Origin of the sequence: Bradyrhizobium sp., from assembly GCF_019242285.1 — a bacterium.
GTDB lineage: Bacteria > Pseudomonadota > Alphaproteobacteria > Rhizobiales > Xanthobacteraceae > Bradyrhizobium.
The window spans coordinates 1-2,982 of the sequence record NZ_JAFAVV010000444.1; the positions used below are offsets into that span (position 1 = coordinate 1).

Genomic DNA, 2,982 nt, shown 5'->3' on the forward strand with positions numbered 1-2,982 from the left:
TCCGCCGGGCAGCCATAATAGCGCACGCGGCCCGGCACCTTGTTGGCGGCGAGCCAATCCTTCACCGCGGTCGCGGCGAGCAGCGCGGCCGAGCCGAGCAGATTATGCCCGCAGCCATGGCCGTGGCCGCCGGCCTCGATCGGGCGAGGCTCGGCGACACCGGCTTCCTGGCTGAGGCCGGGCAGGGCGTCATATTCGCCGAGGAAAGCGATCACAGGCCCGCCTTCGCCCCATTCGCCCATCATCGCGGTCGGGATGTCGGCGATATTCTCGGTGATCCTAAAACCCTGGTGGCGAAGCTCGGCAAGATGCTCGGCCGAGGAGCGGGCCTCGGTGTAGCAGACCTCGGGCATGCCCCAGACCGTGTTGGCGAGCGCGATGAAGCGCGGCTTGATCGTGTCGACGCCACGCCAGATATCGCTGCGATTATCCATGTTTGGTTCCTTCGGTCTAGTGGCCGATCGCGGGAGGCAAAACGCTAGCAGCTTGGTTCTGGGGCGGCTAGTGTGCTGTGCTGACCTAAGCGGTACGTCATAAAAGGAACGTCGTTGACCCCTAAACGCTGGGGTGCGGGGCAGCACCATTGGAGGCGAAGATGGCGAACGAGATGAATCCCGTCGGCTGGTTCGAGATCTATACGAACGACACGGCTCGCGCGAAGGCGTTTTACGAGACCGTGCTGGGTGTGCAGCTCTCGAAATTGCCGACATCGGGCGACAGCCTTGATGACTACTGGGCGTTTCCCATGAACCAGGGCGCCGGCGGCGCGTCCGGAGCGCTTGCCAAAATGGACGGCGCGCCGGTCGGGGCGGGCGGGACCATCGTCTATTTCGTCTGCAACGACTGCGCCGAGCAGGCGCGGCGCGCGAAGGCAGCCGGCGGCCAGATCGTGAAGGAGAAATTCTCGATCGGCGACTACGGCAACATCGCGTTGGCCTCCGATCTCGACGGCAACATCATCGGCTTCCATTCCATGGCCTGAAGTGCAGGCCTGCGCGCCGCGACCGCCTGCGGGGCAATCCTGCGCGGCTTGCCCCGCGGCCGCATGCCGTATATTGCCCATCATTTGATTTTCCCTCAACCAGGTCCTGGCGGCTGGCCGTCCGGGACAGGAATGACATGACCGACATCGACATCATGAATGGCGACATCCGCCTGGCGGCTTCTGTTGAGGGCCCGGCGGATGGAGCCCCCGTTCTTTTCCTGCACGGCATCACCATGAGCCGTGACACCTGGCACGAGACCAAGCAGCGACTTTCGAACCAACACCGACTATGGACGCTCGACTTTCGCGGCCACGGCCACTCCGATCGTGCCCCGAGTTATGATCTTTCCGGCTATCGGTCGGATGCGGAGGCGGTTCTCGCCCGCATCGGCAGACCCACCATCGTGGTCGGCCACTCATTGGGGGGATGTGTCGCCGGCATGCTCGGCCAATCCGGCCATCCGAACGTGCGCGCGATTTTTCTCGAAGATCCACCCTGGTTTCTGGGCGAAGGCGGCGAATGGAAGCAAACCGTATTCCCAAAGCTGTTTTCCATCCTCTCTTCGCGTCACGTGGCGATGCGGTCGGAGAACGCGCCGCTCGAGACATATCTCGACTTCGTCTCGAACGGTCCCGATCTCCTCGGAGGCTTGGTGCGGGATCACATCACGCCACGGCACCTGTTCAGCCATGCGTCGGCCATTCAGCGTTTCGATGGACGATGCCTCACGGGTGCGATCGACACCATGCTCGCCGCCATCGACACAAGTCGTCCATTCCGCTGTCCGGCCAGATTGATCTACGGCGAGAGGAAGTTCGGCAGCGCATTTCTGGAGAGCCATGCGGCCCGGCTGGCGTCGGCAAGTCCGGCTGCGGAAATCGTGCACTACGAAAAATGCGGCCATCATCCGCGCCGGATGATGGCGCTGCACGACCGTTTCTTCCAGGACCTGGAGAGCTTCATCCTGGCACAGCAGGGCTAGCCCGATCCGCTGTCGTCCCCCTTGCCCCTGCGCGGTCCATCCCTGCATGATCGCGTCAAGCCGGCGAAAAGAAGAGGGGAGCTCTCATGAAGATCATCGATGCGCAGGTGCATATCTGGGCGCAGACGGTGACGCCGCCGTCGGGCCTGCATCGCAAGGTCGAGAAATTCACGGCCGAGGATGTGCTGAAGGAGATGGACGAGGCCGGCGTCGACGCCGCGCTGATCCATCCGCCGTCCTGGGATCCGACGTCGAACGCGCTCGCGATCGAAGCGGCGACGAGATATCCGCATCGCTTCGCGATCCTGGGCCAGTTTCCCCTGCAGGATCTGGCCAACCACAAATTGATTCACGGCTGGCGCAATCAGCCGGGCATGATGGGCCTGCGCTGGGCGTTTATCGCCGAGGAGCAGCAGAAGCTGCTCTACGACGGTTCGCTCGATTGGCTTTGGCCGGCGGTGGAGAAGGAAGGCTTGCCGATTGCGATGTTGGGCGGACTATTCCCCAAGAAGTTCCGCGCGATCGCCGAGCGTCATCCGCGCCTGACGATGATCATCGATCATTGCGGGCTCAATCGTCACGGCCGCGACGCGGAGGCCTTCATCCATCTCGACGAACTGTTGGCGCTGGCGAAATTGCCCAACGTCGCCGTGAAGGCGACGGGGGCGCCGCATTATTCGACAGAGCCCTATCCGTTCCGCAACATCCAGGACGGGCTGCACCGCATCTTCGACGCATTCGGTCCAAAGCGCTTTTTCTGGGGCACCGACATCACCCGCATGCCATGCAGCTATCGGCAATGTGTCACATTTTTTACCGAGGAATTGTCGTGGCTTGCTGGCAATGATCTGGAAGACGTGATGGGCCGCGGGCTCTGCGCCTGGATCGGATGGGACTACAACTTTCAACAATAACATCCAAGCGGCGAAACGATTTGCGATCTAATAATATTATTGCGAAGGAAATTAAACCCATGATGTTTGTGGTCGGCGCGCAACTGCGCTAGGCTGCTCT

General features: G+C 62.0%; 3 protein-coding genes and 1 pseudogene. 3 read left to right on the top strand and 1 reads right to left on the bottom strand.

Going from position 1 to position 2,982, the window contains the following annotated elements; genetic code table 11:
- A pseudogene (locus JOY90_RS17390) lies at nucleotides 1–434 on the bottom strand (amidohydrolase); the annotation flags it as partial.
- A gap of 161 nt (nucleotides 435–595) precedes the next feature.
- Here JOY90_RS17390 and JOY90_RS17395 point away from each other — a divergent pair.
- The 3 genes from JOY90_RS17395 (at nucleotide 596) to JOY90_RS17405 (ending at nucleotide 2,882) form a co-directional block, all read left to right on the top strand.
- Entirely contained in the window at nucleotides 596–982 is a 387-nt protein-coding gene (locus JOY90_RS17395) for a VOC family protein (protein ID WP_291692351.1), read from the top strand.
- Nucleotides 983–1,119: 137 nt separating this feature from the next.
- The gene (locus tag JOY90_RS17400) at nucleotides 1,120–1,968 is read left to right on the top strand and encodes an alpha/beta hydrolase (protein WP_291692352.1); all 849 of its coding nucleotides are present in this window, start codon (nucleotides 1,120–1,122) and stop codon (nucleotides 1,966–1,968) included.
- A gap of 86 nt (nucleotides 1,969–2,054) precedes the next feature.
- Complete coding sequence (locus JOY90_RS17405) at nucleotides 2,055–2,882, top strand: amidohydrolase (RefSeq protein ID WP_291692353.1); 828 nt, start codon at nucleotides 2,055–2,057, stop codon at nucleotides 2,880–2,882.
- Nucleotides 2,883–2,982 lie beyond the last annotated feature (100 nt).